The sequence below is a fragment of the Paenibacillus sp. 01T422 genome (assembly GCF_056398785.1).
In genome coordinates this window covers 1-19,548 of the sequence record NZ_JBFTQB010000010.1, presented here as the reverse complement: position 1 = coordinate 19,548, position 19,548 = coordinate 1, and the positions used below count along the sequence as shown (strand labels likewise).

15 protein-coding genes and 2 pseudogenes are annotated in these 19,548 nt (G+C 45.8%); 4 read left to right on the top strand and 13 right to left on the bottom strand.

All coding sequences use genetic code 11. The features are described 5' to 3' along the window. From AC1DUA_RS01335 to AC1DUA_RS01325, 3 genes and pseudogenes are all read right to left on the bottom strand, one after another. Positions 1–335 (bottom strand): annotated as a pseudogene (locus AC1DUA_RS01335) (hypothetical protein); the annotation flags it as partial. Between the two features lie 101 nt (positions 336–436). Next, positions 437–805, bottom strand: coding sequence for a DUF4180 domain-containing protein (locus AC1DUA_RS01330; protein WP_477498007.1), 369 nt, complete (start codon positions 803–805; stop codon positions 437–439). 21 nt (positions 806–826) lie between these two features. Next, on the bottom strand, positions 827–1,843 hold the full coding sequence (locus AC1DUA_RS01325) for an SDR family oxidoreductase (RefSeq protein ID WP_477498006.1): 1,017 nt from the start codon (positions 1,841–1,843) through the stop codon (positions 827–829). Positions 1,844–2,179: 336 nt separating this feature from the next. Here AC1DUA_RS01325 and AC1DUA_RS01320 point away from each other — a divergent pair, with 336 nt between their 5' ends. Beyond that, positions 2,180–5,251, top strand: a complete 3,072-nt coding sequence (locus tag AC1DUA_RS01320; protein WP_477498005.1) for a chondroitinase family polysaccharide lyase — start codon at positions 2,180–2,182, stop codon at positions 5,249–5,251. 63 nt (positions 5,252–5,314) lie between these two features. Here AC1DUA_RS01320 and AC1DUA_RS01315 read toward each other — a convergent pair whose 3' ends face one another. The 7 genes from AC1DUA_RS01315 to AC1DUA_RS01285 form a co-directional block, all read right to left on the bottom strand. Further along, positions 5,315–6,496, bottom strand: coding sequence for a Ger(x)C family spore germination protein (locus AC1DUA_RS01315; protein ID WP_477498004.1), 1,182 nt, complete (start codon positions 6,494–6,496; stop codon positions 5,315–5,317). Then, complete coding sequence (locus AC1DUA_RS01310; protein WP_477498003.1) at positions 6,493–7,590, bottom strand: GerAB/ArcD/ProY family transporter; 1,098 nt, start codon at positions 7,588–7,590, stop codon at positions 6,493–6,495. The genes AC1DUA_RS01315 and AC1DUA_RS01310 overlap by 4 nt, the downstream gene beginning before the upstream one ends. Positions 7,591–7,619: 29 nt before the next feature. Beyond that, positions 7,620–9,083, bottom strand: a complete 1,464-nt coding sequence (locus tag AC1DUA_RS01305; protein WP_477498001.1) for a spore germination protein — start codon at positions 9,081–9,083, stop codon at positions 7,620–7,622. A 142-nt stretch (positions 9,084–9,225) separates the two neighbouring features. Continuing rightward, entirely contained in the window at positions 9,226–11,655 is a 2,430-nt protein-coding gene (locus AC1DUA_RS01300) for an EAL domain-containing protein (protein WP_477498000.1), read from the bottom strand. Positions 11,656–11,807: 152 nt separating this feature from the next. After that, positions 11,808–13,613 (bottom strand): carbohydrate-binding domain-containing protein, encoded by a 1,806-nt coding sequence (locus tag AC1DUA_RS01295; RefSeq protein WP_477497999.1) that lies wholly within the window; start codon positions 13,611–13,613, stop codon positions 11,808–11,810. Between the two features lie 20 nt (positions 13,614–13,633). After that, positions 13,634–14,314, bottom strand: a complete 681-nt coding sequence (locus AC1DUA_RS01290) for a DUF4956 domain-containing protein (RefSeq protein ID WP_477497998.1) — start codon at positions 14,312–14,314, stop codon at positions 13,634–13,636. Then, a complete protein-coding gene (locus AC1DUA_RS01285) occupies positions 14,311–15,048 on the bottom strand; it encodes a VTC domain-containing protein (protein ID WP_477497997.1) in 738 nt (245 codons plus the stop codon). Before AC1DUA_RS01285 ends, AC1DUA_RS01290 begins: the two co-directional genes overlap by 4 nt. A 213-nt stretch (positions 15,049–15,261) precedes the next feature. On the opposite strand from AC1DUA_RS01285, the gene AC1DUA_RS01280 reads away from it, so the two are divergent. The 3 genes from AC1DUA_RS01280 (at position 15,262) to AC1DUA_RS01270 (ending at position 17,939) form a co-directional block, all read left to right on the top strand. Continuing rightward, positions 15,262–15,939, top strand: a complete 678-nt coding sequence (locus AC1DUA_RS01280; RefSeq protein ID WP_477497996.1) for a response regulator transcription factor — start codon at positions 15,262–15,264, stop codon at positions 15,937–15,939. Beyond that, positions 15,940–17,196 (top strand): sensor histidine kinase, encoded by a 1,257-nt coding sequence (locus tag AC1DUA_RS01275; protein ID WP_477497995.1) that lies wholly within the window; start codon positions 15,940–15,942, stop codon positions 17,194–17,196. It abuts the gene before it with no gap. A gap of 161 nt (positions 17,197–17,357) precedes the next feature. Further along, the gene (locus AC1DUA_RS01270) at positions 17,358–17,939 is read left to right on the top strand and encodes a GNAT family N-acetyltransferase (RefSeq protein WP_477497994.1); all 582 of its coding nucleotides are present in this window, start codon (positions 17,358–17,360) and stop codon (positions 17,937–17,939) included. 59 nt (positions 17,940–17,998) lie between these two features. On the opposite strand, the gene AC1DUA_RS01265 is transcribed toward AC1DUA_RS01270, so the two are convergent. The 3 genes and pseudogenes from AC1DUA_RS01265 to AC1DUA_RS01255 form a co-directional block, all read right to left on the bottom strand. Beyond that, positions 17,999–18,382 carry an NINE protein gene (locus tag AC1DUA_RS01265; RefSeq protein ID WP_477497993.1) on the bottom strand — a complete coding sequence of 128 codons (384 nt, stop codon included), beginning with the start codon at positions 18,380–18,382 and terminating at the stop codon, positions 17,999–18,001. A 31-nt stretch (positions 18,383–18,413) separates the two neighbouring features. Beyond that, entirely contained in the window at positions 18,414–18,752 is a 339-nt protein-coding gene (locus AC1DUA_RS01260) for a TM2 domain-containing protein (protein WP_477497992.1), read from the bottom strand. Positions 18,753–18,913: 161 nt separating this feature from the next. Then, positions 18,914–19,548 (bottom strand): annotated as a pseudogene (locus AC1DUA_RS01255) (hypothetical protein); the annotation flags it as partial.

The following is a 19,548-nucleotide window of genomic DNA, read 5'->3' as shown; positions in this document are numbered from 1 at the left end:
AAGTCATGATGCGATTCGGCTCGATAGATCGTGCTAAAGGCCGACAGCTCATCAAGGATAAAAGTCGACAGCTGTCCAGGATGCTGAAGCTCAGGAAATTGATCGCTTTCATCGATCGACAATTTCTTTACCTCCGAAACCGAACTGCCCAGCCAGGATCGCCCGGGAATTGCTTTTTTTAATGAGTGAAGTAAGGAGCCGATCCCGTCGACTTCCTCTTTTGTCCCCCATCCCCCAAGTTCACGTTTCCCAAGTAAGCTTACTGCCGAATAGATCACATTGTGCCCGCCCCCATGTAGTTGATCGATTGAAACATCGAGAGCATGCAAAATCACAGCCGCGGCATCCGTAATGAGCGTCCCAAATATCGCCTGTCTATCTCTTGCACGCTGAAATTATCGACAAGCCGGCATCAAGCACTCTTTTATCCATAGTGTTACTCGACTTTATGTAGGGCTTCCAATGCTGCCCCTCTGTCCTTCAGGAAGAACACCGAGTTACCCTGATTGCATTCATAGATAAAATCCCGCAGACTTTTACTTTCATACACGTCAAAATCTCCAACAATCGCAAGTTTAACCTTGTAATTCGTAAATTTCTGCAAAATTTCACCTGCAAGACGGGTCCTAAGCTCGAAAAAGTCTTCCGTGATGTTGGCTTTGTCCATCAAAATTTTATGGCATTCTTCCAAATATTGAACAGAGGCCATCAAGTCCAAAGCCTCCTGTACATCGCTAATGAGGATATCACTGTTCTCGATAATAGCGACTCTGGAGTTATCTCTGATATCAACCGATATATTCATTCATTAGCCATCCCTTCGAACCTATTCCCGAATTGCCTGCACAGCCGCCTCTAAGGCCTGGATCACCTTATCGCACCATTGATCGAACTCCTGATCTTCTCTCTGCAGCTCGGGTTTAGCTAAAATATGGGCAACCGTCGATTTAATCCCCTGATCAAAACGAGTGGTTGCAACGAACTCCGGAACAAGACGCTTCAACTTCGCATTGTCAAAAACAACGGAATTCGCCTTGTCTCCGAGCAAACCGCCTCTGTAATTCTCCGTGCTGCACGCGTCCAGAAATTCAGATGAAACATGGACGGCCTGCAGCTTGACCCCAAGTGCATCGGCAATAGCTTCATATATTTGATTCCATGTAAGCGACTCATCGGAAGTGATATGTACGGACTCCCCAATGGCATGAGCATTGCCCATAAGGCCGATAAAACCCTTCGCAAAGTCGCTATTATGCGTCATCGTCCACAGTGAAGTCCCATCCCCATGAATGATCACGGGTTTGTTCTCCAGCATACGTTTGGCAACTTGCCAGCTGCCCTTACTGCCATGTACACCAAGTGGAATGGAGCGTTCATCATAGGTATGGCTAGGTCTCACAATTGTGATAGGGAAACCATGGTCGCGGTACTGCTTAAGTAAGTAATCCTCACAAGCAATTTTGTTTCTCGAATACTCCCAATACGGATTGGATAATGGTGTTCCTTCCGTAATTCTATAGTCAGACAGCGGTGTCTGGTAGGCAGATGCTGAGCTTATGAACATAAATTGCTTCGTTTTACCTTGAAATAAGCGGTAATCTCTCTCCAGCTGAGCCGGTTCGAACGCGATGAAATCTGCAACAACATCGAACTCCAAGTGTTCAATTAGACTAGCGACGTGCTCTTCATCCCGAATATCAGCAGTGAGCAATTTGGCCCCCGCTAGTAAAGATTCATTTCTCGTGCCTCTATTCAGCAGATAAAGCTCGCATCCACTTTCTAGCAGATGCTTCGTAATTGCTGAACTAATTGTTCCTGTTCCTCCAATAAATAGCGCTTTCATCTTCCACCTCCGGTATTCTTAAGCAATACCCTACTTTTATTCGCCAAAAAGGGCTTAAAACCTTCTAGGTTGATCGGCTAACCCCACTTGGTCCTTAGGGCACTCCATGGGTGTCTTTTGGACTGCTAGAATTTGTAGTATATAGATCCTATTATTAGGTCTAAATATGCATTTTTTTGCTTTTATGTAATTTTTATAATATTTTATCGATCTTCATCCGATATCCAAGATAAGTTTGGAGGTGATAATCACGAGATATTCTCAACGAGGGACTATAGGCACGGGTTTCCGAGGCCAACTAGAACCTTTGTCATAAAAATTGAAGGAGGAATTTATGTGAACTCATTATTACAAAAAGGAAGAAAACACACCGTGCGACTTCTGGTTGCGGCACTGCTTCTGGCATCAAGCGTAGGGGCATATCCAAGTGCTACGCATGCAGCCGACGATTATTCCCGCACGGAGTCGTTCGAGGGAGCTGCGCTGCCTGCCACCTGGAGCGTGGAAAATGGCGGATTGGCTGAGCTATCAAGTAAACATTACAAGCACGGAGGCAGCTCCTTGCACTGGGCATGGTCCAATGGCTCCAAGCTGCGCGACACGCAGCCTGCCAATCTAGCCACAGCGAACGTTAAGCATGGCGGCATGAAGCTATGGATTTATAATGAAAATCCAGTCAACGATCAAGTGACGTTCAATTTCGGCAAAACGACGGAACTCAACAATGGCATCCATCACTTTTCGTTCAAAGTGAATCTGAATTTCAAAGGATGGCGGGCCGTCTGGATCAAATTTAGAGAAGAGGGTAGAAACCCAGCTTATACGCAAAACATCAACGAACCGCTCGAGGCGATGCAAATCATTCCCCCTGCCTCCATACCATCGGGGAGCCTTTATTTCGATAACTTGGAATTTTCCCCATCGATGGTAACAGCAAGATCCGCGGATTACCAGATGCCCAAGACTGGCCTGAATGTCGGCCAAAGCACTTGGGATAATGTCTACTTCTACAGCCAACAACAGCCTACCCTCCCACTGCCAGCGACAATTACTCCGCAGGAAATTAGTGCCTTCGATACGATCTCAAGCCGGTATGAGAAGTGGATTTATGGCGATGCACTGCAGTATGCACAGTTAACCGGGCCGCTTAAAATGAGATATGACGCCCTCCAAGGTTTCATTCGAGCGGGGCTTGTTGCGTATAACGCGCTGCATATCGTCAGACACCCTGATGGTACAATGACTGGAGAAGCGCTATACGCAAACTCAGATCCACATTCGCTTAAATTCGGCGACAATGTTAGCCAAACGGTGCTGTTGCCGCTCGTTTTCGACTACAAAATCAACGGTAATGTGTTAAGCAAACAAAAAGCGATCGATGTGTTTGATTATATGAATGACCAAGGTTGGGCGAATGGCAGTGCCATCGGCACTCAGGATCATGAAGCAAACAGGCACAGCGGGTATTTTCATGCTGTTTATCTTATGCGCAATGAGCTGAAGGCTGCAGGAATTTTCGAACGGGAGCTTAACACGATATTCTGGTACACGAATTTCGGTAAAACATTCGATAATTCCGTTTACGAAGAGACAACAGCGGATGAAATCCGAACAAAATTCATGTATGACTTACTTTACGTTCTAGGTATGGATCATACGCCTAAGAAAGCACAGTACATGAAAGGCCTCGTCGGCTTGTATGAGCAAGCGCTGCAAATCGCACCTGGTTTCGCCGATACGATCAAGCCTGACGGCACCCTATTCCATCATGGCGGGGTCTATATGAATGCCTATGGGGATCATGCGATGCAGACGGCTTCCCTGATTGCCTACCTCCTGAGTGGAACTCCTTATGCTCTGTCCGATGATGCGAAAAATAACATCAAAAAAGCACTGCTCACACTAGAGCTGGCTTCCAATACATACACCATGCCCGTCGGGGCAACCGGACGTTTCCCCACCACTACCAGCCCGCTGACGAGTCTGCTGGCCTACTCCTATCTGGCCATGGCCAATACCCCAGTAGACACGGAGCTTGCTTCTACCTTCACACGACTTTGGAATCCGCAGTCCAAGTTGATACAAGGCCTATTCAAACAAGCCGACTCGTACGGTGTTGAGTATATGGATACGCTTGGCGGCTTGCAGCTTGCGGATGGACTGTCGAAGGCAGGGGTCCCGCCGAAGGCCAATCCGCAAGGATACTGGGTCATGCCCTATGGCGCTATGGCTGTCAATCGCGTAAATGACTTGCTGATCGGAATAAAAGGCTGGAGTAAATATGCTTGGAACTTCGAATCTGCCAGCAATCAAAATGTGTATGGCGCCTATCAGAATTACGGCAATATGCAGATATTGAGAAACGGACTGACTTCCGGAATCGTCGAAAGCGGCATTAACCTTGACGCTGGATGGGACTGGAGCCGCTGGCCGGGTACGACAGTGAAACACATGTCTCTGACTGAGCTGGCACAAAAAACGGATCGTATGCGACTTTTTACGGATAGCACCTTCGTAGGCGGTGTATCCTCTCAAAATAAATATGGCGTCTACGCTATGAAACTGCATGACACCGTCTTTGACGCAAGCTTCCGAGCAAACAAATCGGTCTTCTTTTTTGGCGATAAAGTAGTCAGCTTAGGCTCTGATATTCATAACACGGATGCCATGCATAATACGGAAACTACCCTGTTTCAATCGTTTATGCCGAGCAGTACGATGCCATTCTGGTACAACTCCGTTACCTCGGTCACTTATGCGACTTATACGAGTACAATCACAAGTACAACCCCAGCCTGGATCGTAGATCCTTACGGGAACGGTTATGTGCTGCCGAATGCGGCTGGCACTGTCATTACGCGCGGTGTGCAAAACTCTAGAAACAGCGCAGGCACGAAAAATACGACTGGCAACTACACTACGGCCTATATCAATCACGGTTCTGCTCCAGCATCGGCAGGTTACGAATATGCCATTAAAGTAGGGGCAGGAGCACAGGGGACGGCTGCATTCGCAAACAACACGCAATACACGGTTTTGCAAAAAAATAGCGATGCTCATATTGTCCAAAACTCGGAGCCGGGGAAGGAAGCTACTGGCTATGCCATCTTTAACAGCAATGTACCGATGAATCAAGGCCTGATTCAAAGCAGCAGCAACCCCATCATGGCGGTGGTCCAGTCATTAAGTTCCAATCATATTGTGCTAAGCGTTGCGGATCCTGATCTGCGTCTTACTGGTTCGTTAACTCCAAGTGCTATGATGAAGGACACCGTTATATTAGTAGGTGCATGGCATTTGAAAAATGCCAGCAGCGAAGCACGGGTAGTTAGCACAAGTACTTCGACAACGACTGTAGAGTTCGATGCAGTGAATGGAAAGTCAATCGATATCGAATTGATCAAATAAATGACAACAGTCTGCGCAAAGCCGCTACGTATTGGCTTCGCGCAGACAATTCAGATTCCGCCCCTATTTCTTGTCCTTGCTATCTGGTAGTTTGGGGACTTTCCTTCCTTTAGATCCAAACTCTCGAATGTGTACTTTCGCTTCTATTTCCACATTCGATCGGCTGAACGCTTCATCCCAATCATTCTTTACTTTCTTCCATTGCTTGTAATCTTTGATTCTCAATTGTTCTCCAAAGTCGGCAACATCCACTTTATAAGTATCTTTTATTTTTGCAACAGCTTGTTCCGCAACCCGTTTTACCTCATCTGCGATCAACTCATCCGTCTTTTTAATAAAATCCTCATCAAGTGCATCATTGACAGTCCAATCCTCCCCAAGACGACCCTCCGAATCAATGGAAACATGAAAGGTAATCTGCTCGCCCTCCACCTTCGGTTCGATTTTTGTAGAGATATGATCAACTTCGTATATCATGTCTTTCTTCGTTTTCTTATCTGCGACCGTCATAACTCCCCCTTTACTTCCGCTCTTAGTCCCTAGAACCCAATTGATTCCTGAAACCTCCTCTTTATTCAACCAACCAATTAAACGCTTCTTTTTTCCCGAAACAACAGCAGCTCCCTGCATCTCGGACCCATTCGAAAGATCAATCACTTGAACAAGGAAGCTTAGCTGACTAGAGAGATTGACAGACATCTCCCCCAAGGTTATTTGGCGAGGCATTTCTAACGTTTTGTAATGATTTCGCGATTTATAAAAAATATTAAAGGCAGGAATCTCTTTGTTTTCCGTCGATTTCTCGAGAACTGTGATAGCAGGACCTTTGGAAAAATACAAACGTACGGTTCGTCTCATCTCATGATCCCGCTGGAAAAAGTTCATTAAATCCAATAGCTGAGCCGCAGATGTGACTTTATCGCTTAAGACAATGACCTTCAAATGCGTATAATAGGGCGAACGGTCTGTTCGCGTTGACGTTCTTCTAATGACTTCAAATATATTCGAGCCCTCATCGGTAAGGTTAAAATATCCTTTGGTTACGCCTTCCTTCGACCCGAGAGTCGTATTGACGAATTGCTGCGTCATTTTTATCCGGTGGCTGGAGGTATCCTCCCCCTGATCCAATGCGATTCCAGCGATCATGCCAATCTGTTCGATTTCCCTTTTATCCCAGCACCCAGGAAGTACAAGAAATGATAGTAAGAAGAGACAGTAAACAGCCCGTTTTACGCATTGTTTCACAGTGTACGTCCCCTTTTTCTAAGTGCAGCAATGAACAGCAGTAAGATCGGCATGACTCCCGCCGTGAATAAGGATATGTTCCCAATAAGTTCTCCGAGCTTGATGCTGCCGTTCAAATCACTTGGATAAATGCCAATGAAATATATAACAACCAACAAACCGATATGTACATAGTTGATATTGATGCCAAACATTTTGCTAATACCAAGACTTGCGATGTAATGGGAAATGATATAGGTGGTAAAGATCTCAACAAGCCAGACAGCAATGAAAATGACTTCAAAATTTTCTAGAAAAAACCCGGCCATCTCCACATTTTTAATCAATTCCAAGGTCGGCCAAGTTAACGTACTGGATTCTGAAACGCCCAATACATCAATAACAATAACCGCATTTATCGTATACAGGACGATGATCAGGGAAACGCCGATAATAGCGGAAAGAACCATTTTTTTGGGCTTATCCACAAAAGCCGAGAACACCATGATACATTCAAAGCCCGAATAGGATAGTGCTGTCGAGAGAAGACCTCTGAAAACAGGGCGTATTCCTTCACTTAGAACTGGACGCAACCTATCGATATCAAAATCCTGGACACTCAGCAGCATAACAAACAGAATGCTTATATAGGTAATCGGCAATAAAAACTCCATTAGCCGGGCTATCGGATTTATTTGTCCCAGGAGCAAATAACCGGCAACAAACAGAAACGTAATCATAGTCACTTCAATTGGCGTTTGGTCTAAAAGAAATTGCCTGATAACCTCGGCCTGCATACGCACTTCGAAAGCAGCCATCAAGATATAGTACACGCAAAATACGACACTAAAAGCAATGCCGATCGCTTTRCCAACAATCTGTCGATTGTAGTCAAAGAAGGTCTGTCCGGGAAACCGCTGGCTTACCTTCGCACATATAACGGCCAACAGCACGGAGATTAGCCCCGCGATGATGATGCTTATCCATACGTCTGGGGTACCAATTTTCTCAGAAGTGGCTCTTGGCAGCGTGAGAATGGACAGTCCGAGAATCATGGATGTATTCAAGACAGTCAATTGCGAAATCGAAATCTGATCACTTCGCACGATCTTCATGTGTCCACCCCCCTTTTCATTAGTTGTCGTTAATTCGTTCGCTTCTTGTCTTTGGGATCCAATATTTTCGGGCGGTCTTTTATCCATTTCAAGGGATACTTAATAATGGAATCCTTCCAGTCTGAAGGGTGATAATGCACGAATATGCCTGCATAGTTGGTCCCAAAACTTTTTAACTTCATCATGTGGGACAGAAGCAGCAGCGTAACCATAATAATCCCGTATAAGCCTAACACTGCGGCTGCCAACATCATGAAGAACCTTAGCAAACGCATGGCAATACCTGCTGAATAGATAGGTATCGTATAGGATGAGATTGCCGTCACGGCCACGACAATGACCATGATTGGGCTCACAATACCAGCCTGTACCGCCGATTGCCCGATAACTAGACCACCAACCATACCAATCGCTTGTCCAATTGGCTTGGGCAGCCGAATAGCGGCTTCACGTAGTATTTCAATCGTTATTTCCATCATCATGGCTTCTACAAAGGTGGGAAAGGGAACCCCTTCCCTGCTGGAAGTAATGGATATGGCTAACTTAGTGGGAATTAGTCCCTGATGAAAAGATATAAAAGCAATATAAAGGGATGGTAAATACAGGGAAGTAACAACGAGTACATATCGCATTAAGCGGATTAAACTTGAATACATCCAGCGTTCATTATTGTCTTCCGGAGAATAAAGCATCATCGGAAACGTCACTGGAACAATGAGCACAAAAGGCGTGCCATCCAAGAGAATAGCCACTTTGCCTTCCATTAAGGCATTGACAACTCTGTCGGGACGTTCTGTATTCATGACTTGAGGGAAAGGCGAGAACGTATTATCTTCAATAAATTGTTCAATAAACCCGGATTCCGCTACATCGTCAATATCGATTGTTTCGATTCTACGACAAACTTCCTCCACAATCTGATCGTTTGCAATATCCTTAATGAAGGCGATAACTAGCTCTCTCTCGGTACGCCTGCCAACGTGATATTGGAGCATCGTGAACGTAGGATCCTTGATCCGCTGTCGGATTAGCGAAATATTCGTTGAGATATTCTCAACAAAACCTTCACGCGAGCCCCGCACCACGGATTCCGACTTCGGTTCTTGAATACTTCTTCCTTCTTGATGTGCCGTGCTAAGAATGATATAGCTGCTGATTTGGTCAATGATGAGTACGGTATTTCCTGATAAAATATTGCGAATACAAGACGTCACCGACTCGATTTCGACCAGTTCGGAAAGCAAAATCGTGGTGCCCAGCACTCTTTCTTTGAATAGATCCGCAATTAAATCGCCGTCTGCTGCTTGCATATTCATCAGTGGTTGCAACACGCTTTTGTTAATAACTTCAGAACTCCCGATTGTTGTAATATAGATAATTGCGGCTTTCCGTCCTGTACTTCCAAGGATAATTTCTCGCAAAACAACATCATGATTATGCCCGATGACGTCCATAATCGATTTAACACTGTCCGAGAGGGTTTCACTTGCCATCGACTCCGGTCCCCACCTTCCAATGTCATTTATCAGATCTTCTGCGTATTATTTGTTTGGAAAGAATTACTTATACTAGTTAACAAAAAACCCGACCAGCTCTACAGAGCTAATCGGGTTTCTAACAACTAAAGCGGCGCCTTTATGATTTACTTGCTCGCATCGGAGCGAAAAAAGCTTCCTCTACATCTCGAGCAGGTAATGGCCGGCTGTAATAATAACCTTGAATCTTTTTGCAATCATTATCCATTAAAATATCCAGCTGTTCCTTCGTCTCAATACCTTCCGCGATAACGTCCATATTCAAATGCTGCGCCATCGAGATAATCGTTGCAACTATCGCTTTATCATTATTGTTCTCCGTAATATCGCGGATAAACGAACGATCAATTTTGAGCTTGTGGATCGGCAGAAGCTTCAGGTAACTCAAGGAACTATAGCCCGTTCCGAAGTCATCCAAGCTGATCCGAATGCCAGACTCCGTTAGTTCGTTTAGAATACTTCTGGAAACAGACGCGTCCATCATCATGCTTTCCGTAATTTCCAGCTCCAAGTATTGCGGTTCAAGCCCGGTTTCCACTAAAATTTCCTTAATGTACATGGCCAAATTGGCCTGGTGGAACTGCTGGGAGGATAAATTAACGGAAACAGGAATCAGCGGCCCGCCTCCACGATGCCATTCTTTCATTTGCCGGCAGGCTTCTCTCAATACCCATGTGCCCATTTCATAAATAATGCCCGTTTCTTCTGCTATCGGAATGAATACGCCTGGGGAAATCGTGCCTTTCGTCGGGTGATTCCAACGAACGAGCGCCTCGACGCCGATCATCTGGCTATCTCCCGCTCGAATCTGCGGCTGATAATTCAAGAACAGCTGCTTGCGCGTGATTGCCTGACGCAAATCAACTTCCAACTCAATTTTCTCCTGCAATTGCGCGTTCAATTCGCCCGTATAGAACTGGTACCCGTTTTTGCCGTTTTTCTTCACTTCGTACATGGCGGTGTCCGCATTTTTGAGCAACTGCACCGCATCTGCACCGTCGGTAGGATATAAAGCAATACCGATGCTTGCTGTGACATAGAAATCATTCTCTTTAAGACGATACGGTACACCAATCGCTTTGATGATTTGTTCGGCCAAGCCTGCAACTTCGTCCCTTTCGTAACTGCTATCACAGAGCAATGTAAACTCGTCGCYGCCCATACGCGCTAAAGTTACATTCATACCCTCCATGCACCGACGGATACGCTCACACATTTCCTGCAAGAATTGATCTCCATAGGTATGCCCGAGGGAATCATTAATTAATTTAAACCGGTCCAGATCCATCACCATGACCGCGAACTGCTTAGCATCGCTGTCAATCATCTGGCCCAGCACCTCATTGAACATGCGCCTATTAGGCATTCCCGTCAGCTCATCGTGAAAGGCGAGGTGTTGGATTTTCTCTTTGGACTGCTTTTCTTCCGTGATGTCTTTGGCAATAATGTAGCTGCCGACAACTTGCCCATCGAGGATGACCGGGGCATTAATCACACTTAGCTCGACACGGTGTCCTTGCTTGTGGATAATCGCGGTGTAGTAGGTCTGCATCTCGCCGTCTCGCGACTTTGCAAACAACTCCCTCGTGCGCTCCTGATCCTCCGGTACAATGAAGGGTAAGATATTATCTATCGTTTGATTGCGGAACCAATCACTGGTTAGCCCTGTGAGTTCCGTTACAGCGGAATTAAACCCAATAATGCGATGGTCCATATTGATCGAAATGATGCCATCCTGATTATTTTCGAATAAGGATTTATACCACTTCTCATGTTCCTGGATTTCGTTATCTTTGCGTGACAATCGATTGGAAATATAAATGCCAAAAAGCGACAAACCTAATGTGAACAGCGTGCCTGCTGCGATCGTATATGCCAAAAGCTTCTGATCCAGAAACATACCTTTGGTCTCATCTAATACATCCAGCATTTGAAATTGCGCTGCATACATGCCCGTATAGTGCATGCCTACTACAGCAGCTCCCATAATTAAGCCACTGCCTAGCTTTTTCCACATTCTACTCGGCTCTATGCCCTTACGGAAATAGAACGCTAACCACAACGCCGCAATAGATGCCACAATAGCAATCAGAATCGATAATGTGAAATAAACAGGCTTATAGGTAATATTAATTTCCATCGCAGCCATCCCAATATAATGCATAGCCGAGATGCCCGTTGCGAGCAGCAGCCCACCTGCAAGCAATAATCGCCAGGATAATTGACTTCGGCCAACCACATACAGGGCAAGGAAGGAAGCCGCAATCACGACGACGACGGAAAGTATGACATTGACTAAGTTATAGGAAACAGAAATGTTCAGCGAAAATGCAAGCATCCCGACAAAATGCATGGACCATACGCCCAAGCCCATTGCGATCGCTCCAAAAAGGAGCCAAGACCAGCGAGATCCTCCTTTGGAAGTGCTGATTCTTCCTACTAAATCGAGGACTGTATAGGATGCCACGACAGCAACCACATAGGAAAATGCAACTAAAACCATATCGTATGTACCATGCAGATGATGCACTTCTAAACCTCATTTCAACAATAAAATATTGGTAATTAAATATAATATATATATTACCTGATTTATAGAGAGATAAATAGCTTCCTATCATGTAAAAAAAGGCTAACTGATTCACAGTTAACCCTTTCGACACAGATTGTTTGTATCACTGACTACTTCCGTTGCGGAGGTTCTCCACCACCTTCAGGCGGCGTTCCCATGCCTCCTCTGCCTCCTCCGCCCTGACCAGGGCCGCCGCCAGGACCGCCCATGCCTTGCCTTGCTTCCGTCACGCCTGTTTCAGACAACCAAGTGATGACCGACGACTGTGTAAAGTCGACTACCTTCGTACCTCCTTGGTACGTACCCCCGTCATAGAGACCACTGGCCGTTGTGCCTGTCGACGTACCGCCAGTGTATAACGTATACGTGGCATCCTTCTTGATGGCCGGGGAGCTGACGAACAACGACTGATACGTTTTGGCTGGCGCAAATGTCAGGATTTCCTTGCCTTCACTATCCTCCAAGTGAACCATCGTGCCAGCTTGCTGCGCTTTCGAGTACGTCATCAGGATGCCTGGCTGCGATGACTGGTCAGAGGTAGCTTGCGCCATCCCGGAGCTTCCAGCGGCTACGAGGAACCCGCCTGTCATTTCGAACGTTCCGTCGTAATCAAGTGGCCCATTACCATTATCGGTTGGACCGTTAACGATTACCGTACCACCGCTCATGGCAATGGAACCATTCGCGTCCAAACCGTCTCCTTTGGCGTCAACGTTTAAATATCCACCGGTAATCGTAAGCGTGCTGCTAGAGTTAGCGCCGGATTGTGGCCCACCTGCTTCAGTGCCTCCCGGTTGACCTCCGCCCGGCCCGCCAGGTCCACCCGCACCAGCGGATTCCCCATTGCCCGAAGATGCGTTCACACCGTCATCGCTGGCTACAAGGCTTGTATGGCCCTCCGAGATTACAATCGTCGGAGCTTCTATTCCCTCATAGCTGCTCGCGATATCGATCGTTCCGCCCGCAATGGCGACGGAGATATCGCCATGAATGCCATCATCGCCGGCATTGATTTGCAGCTCTCCTCCATTCACATGCAGTCCGCCGCTGCTGTGCAAAGCATCTTCGGCAGAAGTGATTTGGAAAGTGCCGCCTTCGATGGCCAAGTACCCTTCCTTGCCTTCTGTATCGTTCGTAGTTTTAATCCCGTGTCCACCCGCTTCAAGGGTGAAAGTGCCAGCTTGGATAGCCACGAGATCGCGTCCCATCAAGGCGTCGTCGGCAGCATGAATCTCTAGCGTGCCTCCTGTAATTTTCAGCTTATCCTTACTAGTGATCCCATTGTTATAGTTTCCCTGAACGACAAGTTTCCCTGTACCATTAATCGTAAGATCATCTTTGCTGAAAATCGCTGCATTCGGCTCGTCCGTCGAAGCATCGGCGTAAACATACGTTTTTCCATCAGTAACAACGTTAGTAGTCCCCTCTTGCAGGGAAATAATCGTCTTGCCCGCTTCCTCAACGAAGATTGGCGAAGTGCTGCTGTTGGACAGCTCAGCCCCGTTTAAAACAAGGCGAACCGTGCCTTTATCCTTCACATTGATGGCGATTTGACCGTTATCCAGCTTGCCGCTCACCACATAGGTCCCTGCTGCTGTAATGCTAATCTTGCTGTCTTTCACCTCAGCGCCTGACCCGGTAATGGATGCGCTCGCCCCATTCAATTCGATTGTTGTCGCATTCGAATTGCTCCAATCTGTATAAGCATCATCAGCTTCATACTCAATTTTCTTGATGATATCCGAGCTGGCCTCCTGCGTGGTTGCCGCGGTTACTACGGCTGCAGTCGATTGTGCAGTTGACTCCGAAGAGGCCTGAGTGCTCGTTTCTGTAGCAGACTGGCTGCTGCATGCAGATGCTACAACAGCACATAAGAGTACAACACCAACTTGTTTCGTAATTAGCTGTTTTTTCATCGTCCATCTACCTCTTTCATTTAGTATTCAACCGTGGTTGGATTCATTGTCAAAGTAATATCCAAGTTCCCATTCCTGCATCTGACGGCATCAAGAAATTCTTTCTGATTCGTGAGATGATCGATTGTGACCATGTACACCAACTCGTACAAGCTGCCGAGCTCCGTCGTTCTCACTTTTCGCAATTCATAGACAATGCCAAATTTCTCGAAAATCTCATCAAACGCTTCCTCGTACCCCAGATTCTCTGGGATCGTGACTTTCAACAATTTTTGTGAGGACTTCCTAGCACCAAATTTAATAGCTTTCAAGAGAAACATGAGCAAGCATAGGGCTACCGTGAACAACACTGCGTAACCAAAAGATCCAACACCACAGGCCAATCCCGCCGCCATCGTAAATAAGACAAAAGCGATATCCTTCGGATCACCGGGAGCGCTTCTGAACCGAATGATGGAGAACGCGCCAGCAAGGCTGAACGCTCTTGCGATATTGCTGCCAATCAGCAAGATGATGACGGCTATGATCGCCGGAAGCACAATCATCGTCAACGTGAAGCTTTGATTGTACATAGGCTGTGTTTTCATATAAGTGAAGCTGATAATTGCACCTAGCCCGAAAGAAATGAGAATCGTTAACAGCGCGTGGAGAAACGTTAAATCCGAGCTCACCTGCGCTGAAGTCATAATGGCATCTATCATCGTTCCATGCCCTCCCCTGCGAATTTTCTGTTTCGCATTTTTTTGTATTCATTGCCATATTTCGAGAAACTCGTCCGGAACATCTGGTGTTCCGACAGCATTCTCGACAGCCAGACAGGTATCGTTTTCTCTGCCTTCACTTCCATTAACCATTGCCCGCGGCTGATCAACGATTCACCATAATCGCCATCCTCAAGCTTAAGATCATACCGTCTAGACCGGATATTCGTATCAAARGTAATGCGTAAATCGCGATTGTTTTTGCAAAACATGGCAATCCGGTCATAAGCCAGATACACTTTCGGCTGCAACTCGTATCGCTGGAGGAAATAGCTGATTTCCTGAATAACCTGCTTGTTCATATAAGGTTTGAGCTCCGGCACATCCCCAGTGCGAACATAATCGTACGCTTCGTTCAGCATGAGCGCAGTCCTCCGCTTGTTCACTAAGCCGAATACCTTCTTTTTAAGCTCCAGGTATACTTTGCCATCTTTTTCAGGAATGCCGTAGGCTCGTATTCGGAGTTTCTCCCTGTATTTCGGCTTCGCCAAGCTGTTTCTGATCAAAGAATCATGTTCGGTATCGTAATACATGTTGCTTATCGAATAGAACTTATCATTCTTGTTGTACTCATCAAGCTCCATATATGCCAGCAGATGGTTATACAAAACGTAAAAAGCTTCAGTATCCATGAGATATTTATTTTCATACCGGTTAAATACTTCAATCGCCATGGTGCTGCGCCCCTTTCTCATTTGCGAGTGTTAACTGCTTCATATCTGTATCTTAGCGTCCGAACCTTTAGTGAAACTTAAATGATATACGTTTTGTAAATTTTTTGTTAAGGACCAGAGAAATGATAAGATTAAGTTTGATTAAAGGTTCACTCCCTATAATGAAGTCATGCAATTAAGCTTCATCACACTGGCACAAAAGGGGAAACGAAAATGAGACTATTAATTGTCGAAGATGAGATCCATTTGGCTGAGGCATTAACTCAGATTCTAAAAAAACATAATTACTCCGTAGATACCGTCCATGATGGCCAAACGGGGTTGGATAACGCATTAAGCGGGATTTATGATCTGTTACTGCTCGACATCATGCTGCCCGAAATGGACGGCATTACCTTGTTGAAGACAATTCGCAGCAAAGGAATCGCGACTCCCGTGATTCTGCTGACAGCGAGGGGTGAAATCTCGGATAAAATAACAGGTCTGGATCACGGTGCAGACGACTACGTTGCCAAACCATTTTCGACAGAGGAACTGCTCGCGAGAATCAGAGCAGCCTTGCGGCGCAAGGGGGAGGTTGTCGCAGAGGATGCTTTGAAATTCGGGGATATCGAACTGAATACAGGAACTCTCAAGCTGACGTGCAATGGGAAGGAGCTTAAGCTCATTTTAAAAGAAAGTGAATTATTGGAGCTCCTTATGTCGAGGAAACACGCGGTTATCTCCAAGGAACAGATCATTGAAAAACTCTGGGGCTTCGACTCTGAGGTGGAACATAATAATGTGGAAGTGTACATTTCTTTTTTGCGAAAAAAACTCACTTTCTTGCAAGCATCTGTCCGCATAACCACGATTAGAGGCGTAGGCTACGTATTGGAGGCGACCTCCTAAATGTTCCGTAAGCTGCGCAACCGATTTCTTATCGTCAACCTGGTCATCATCACGTTCATCATGCTCCTGGCGTTTGCTTCCATCTATACGATTACTTATCAAAATGTGCGAAACGACATCGATATGGAACTGCATCGCGTAACTGATTTCTATCACAAGCCTGATGGGGATAAAGGAGAACCGCGGCCAAACGGGAATCCTCACTCTCAGCCAACAAATGACACTGCCGGTCCCCCGCCGGAAAGATCTGTTTCCTTCTTGCTGCAAGCGGACGAACAGTGGAATCTTATAGCCACGAACTCCCGCTTCGACATGGATACCGATTTCTATCAACTTGCCATACAAAAAGCCGCCTCCAGCAAGTCGGATAACGGCCAATTTAATCTAGATGGCAATACATGGGCTTATCTGGTGCAAAAAAGCGCCACAGGCAACTCCGTCGTCTATCTGGACGTTACCGCTCAAATGAACATTCTTACGAACCTCATCTATACGTTCTCCGTTGTGGGATTCATCATGCTAATCGTCATCTTCTTTACGAGCCGATTTTTCGCGAACCGCTCTATCGCGCCGGTGAAAGAAGCGTTCAATAAACAAAAGCAGTTTATCGCAGACGCTTCGCATGAGCTAAAGACACCGCTAGCCGTCATTAATACGAATGCCGATGTGCTATTGGCCAATAGCGATGACACGATTCATAATCAGATAAAATGGCTGCACCATATCAAATCCGAAACAGAGAGAATGAAGACGCTGACGGGCGATCTCCTCTACTTGACCGAGATGGAGGATTCCACAGGAGGCCTGCTGTTTGCGAACTTTAATGTCAGTGAATCCGTTGAGAGCGTCATCCTCACGATGGAGGCGGTTGTGTATGAGAAGGATATCTCGCTAACCTACGAGATTGAACCCGGGCTAACCGTGCGCGGCAGCAGCGAGCAAATCAAGCAGGTCGTCATGATCCTTATGGATAATGCGATCAAATATACCAAACCGAAAGGATCGATATCGCTCACCTTGCAGAAACGTCATAGCGACATTCTGCTCGTGGTGACCAACACGGGCGAGGGTATTCCTTCCGAGCATCTGGGAAGGATTTTCGACCGCTTCTATCGCGCTAATCAATCCCGCTCGCGGAAAAGTGGCGGCTACGGCCTTGGATTAGCCATTGCCAAATCCATTATTGAGCAGCACAAGGGGAAAATTTACGCGAAAAGCGTGCTGAATGAGACGACTTCGTTTTATGTGCAGCTTTGATAAAGCAAGAAGCCATCAGTCAGACTATTTGTCCGATTGATGGTTATTTTGCCGTGATCAGGCGTTTCTTTTTATTATTTATTCCTTTTTAAGTTGCACTTAAGGATCTTAGTGTACAATTTCTACAAACTACTATCCTACTACAAAGGAAAATAAATATAATGATGCGTGTGGATGCCTTATTTTCCTCTTTCCCTTTCATTTACACCGAACGATTGGTTTTGCGGCAAATGGTTGCCTCGGATGCTGAGGATATCTATGCTTTCTATTCCGACCCTCAGGTCACCAAGCATTTGGATTGGCATGGACCCTCTTCCATTGAAGATACTCGGATGCTAATTAACACGTGGAATCAAGCTTTTGAAGAAAGAAGATTAATTCCTTGGGGAATTTCCTTTCATCCTGCCGAACCGCGGCACATCATCGGAACCGTCATTCTTATGCCTACCAGAGGCATCTTCGATGCAGATCATCGTTATCCTCTAACGGTCGGATATGATCTAATGACCGATTATTGGGGCAAAGGCATCATGTCTGAAGCCATGCAGGGTGTTATCAATTTCAGCAAAACAAACATCAGCCCCCATAGAATTCAGGCAGAAGTTTACCCTGAGAATATTGCCTCATTGAAGCTGTTGAAGAAGTTGGGCTTTCAAGAAGAAGGACTGCTTCGACAGTATCTAATGCACGAGGTTACGAAAACTTTCCTTGACGTGGTTTTACTTGCCTTATTGATAAATTAGTGTGTGTATAAAAAAAGAGAGGCAGCTAGAAACCTGATGGTTTCAGGACTGCCTCGTTTTTATTGGTTCATAGTTGTTGCTTTGATACGACGAATTACTACTCGTTCCTGTTCGTGATTCATCTCTTCTATTCTTCTGTTTAGAAAGAAAGCATCGATCCAGCTCCAAAGCAAAGATCCAGCTAATATGGCTATGCTAAACCATAAGAGAAAGTAACTAAATGCTTCTAACTCTGTGTAGACTGCAAATAAAATGATTGCAAGACCAGGAACGACCGTAGCCGCAAACATCAAGCTTGCATACAGATAATTCTCTGTATAGTAACGGTGGGCTCCAAAATAATGCAGCACAGACCATAGCGCCCATACAACTTCCTTAGATTTGCGCTTCTTCAGCAGTTCTGCTTCTAAGATAGCTAGCTCTTCCAGTGTTAGCGTACGCAATAAATTTAAATTATCCATAATATGATGTACGTTATGCCTGCGCTACAGCAGCTTCTGAGTTTGCCCGCGCTTGGTGGATCAGACGGAGTTCCGAAATAATCTCATTCTCAACTTTTTCATTCGTATCTCTAATCATGCCTGATAATAGGAACAAATCAACGAGTGACCAAATACCCAAACCGCCCAGTGTGAGTAACATACCAACTCCTGAACCAATTCGACCTAAGTAGAAACGGTGACCCCCAAATGAGCATGTGAAGAACCAGAGCAGCCATGCGATACCACCTGATTTCTGTTTCTTACTCATCTCGGAAGCAAGCAATTGAAGCTGTTCCGACGTTAAACTCTGTTTTTGCAATAATGACGACATGTTTCGACCCCTTCTCGTATAATGTTTAAATTATACCTTGAGGAAGTATCATTTTATATCAAGGTTCCCTAAATTTTGATCAAGATTTCATAAAGATTGCGAAAGTAAAAGAAGAAAACACCCTTACAGGTGTCTTCTTCTTGCTATAGTTGCCCCGAAGTTTATTGAGCCACCGGCTCCGGAGTTAGCACTCTAGCATTAGATTCGGCTTGTGCAGGTCGAGTATCAGGTGCCGGTGCTGGCACTGCTGTTGGCCTTCTCACATCTCGGGATTCAGGCACTGGCGTTACCTCGCTCGCTTGTCGAGATGAAGGGAGCGCTTGTCTTGGGCTCTCTACTGCCTGTGCGGCGGCAGCTCTCCTCGACTCCTGAACTGATGCTACTGGTGCTACTGATGTAGAACTCGACTCGTTAGCTCTTGAAACTGCTGCTGTTGATTTCTCCTCTTCAGCGGTAGCTGTTGGTGGCGTAGTTGGTGTCACAGAGTCAGCTGGTTTTGTATCACCTGTTGTTCCTGTTCCAGTCTTTTGATCTGTCTCTGTGGTTTGTGTACTTGTATTTGTTGTATCTGTCGTCTTCTGATCAATAGTCGGCGAGCTCGATGGAGCTGCAGACTGTTGATCCACAGTAGCATTCGTCAATGAACAACCGCTAATAATTAGCATAGCGGCTAACCCCACGAACGACCAACGATACGAATTAGATTGAAACTGTTTAATCATAATAATTCTCCTTTTTAACTGTGACTTGCTTCCAGATAAATTAACATTGCCAGGTACGCTTACAGGACGTGTAT